The following is a 546-nucleotide window of genomic DNA, read 5'->3' as shown; positions in this document are numbered from 1 at the left end:
GCTCAGGCCAGGTCGCGCTTGGCGGCGATCTTCGAGGACATGCCGAAGATCTCGATGAAGCCCTTGGACAGCGACTGGTCGAAGGTGTCGCCGGTGTCGTAGGTGGCGAGGTTGAAGTCGTACAGCGACTGCTCGGAGCGCCGTCCGGTGACGACCGCGCGGCCACCGTGCAGGGTCATCCGGATGTCGCCGGAGACCTGCTGGTTGGCCTCGGCGATGAAGCCGTCCAGGGCCCGCTTGAGCGGCGAGAACCACAGGCCGTCGTAGACCAGCTCGCTCCAGCGCTGCTCGACCTGCCGCTTGTAGCGGGCCAGTTCGCGCTCGACGGTGACGTTCTCCAGCTCCTGGTGGGCGGTGATCAGCGCGATGGCGCCGGGCGCCTCGTAGATCTCCCGGGACTTGATACCCACCAGACGGTCCTCGACCATGTCGATGCGGCCGATGCCCTGCGCGCCGGCCCGCTCGTTGAGCTGCTGGATGGCCTGCAGGACGGTGACGGGCTTGCCGTCGATGGCGACCGGCGCGCCCTCCTTGAAGGTGATGATC

At 67.6% G+C, this 546-nt stretch carries 1 pseudogene; it reads right to left on the bottom strand.

Annotation, left to right across the window (positions count from 1 at the left end):
* Window positions 1-2: 2 nt before the first annotated feature.
* Window positions 3-546, bottom strand: a pseudogene (locus tag KUM32_RS43120) (argininosuccinate synthase domain-containing protein); the annotation flags it as partial.

It is taken from the genome of Streptomyces sp. AC627_RSS907 (assembly GCF_019049165.1).
Note: the sequence above shows the minus strand (reverse complement) of the source record. Positions and strands in the feature narration are given on the sequence as shown.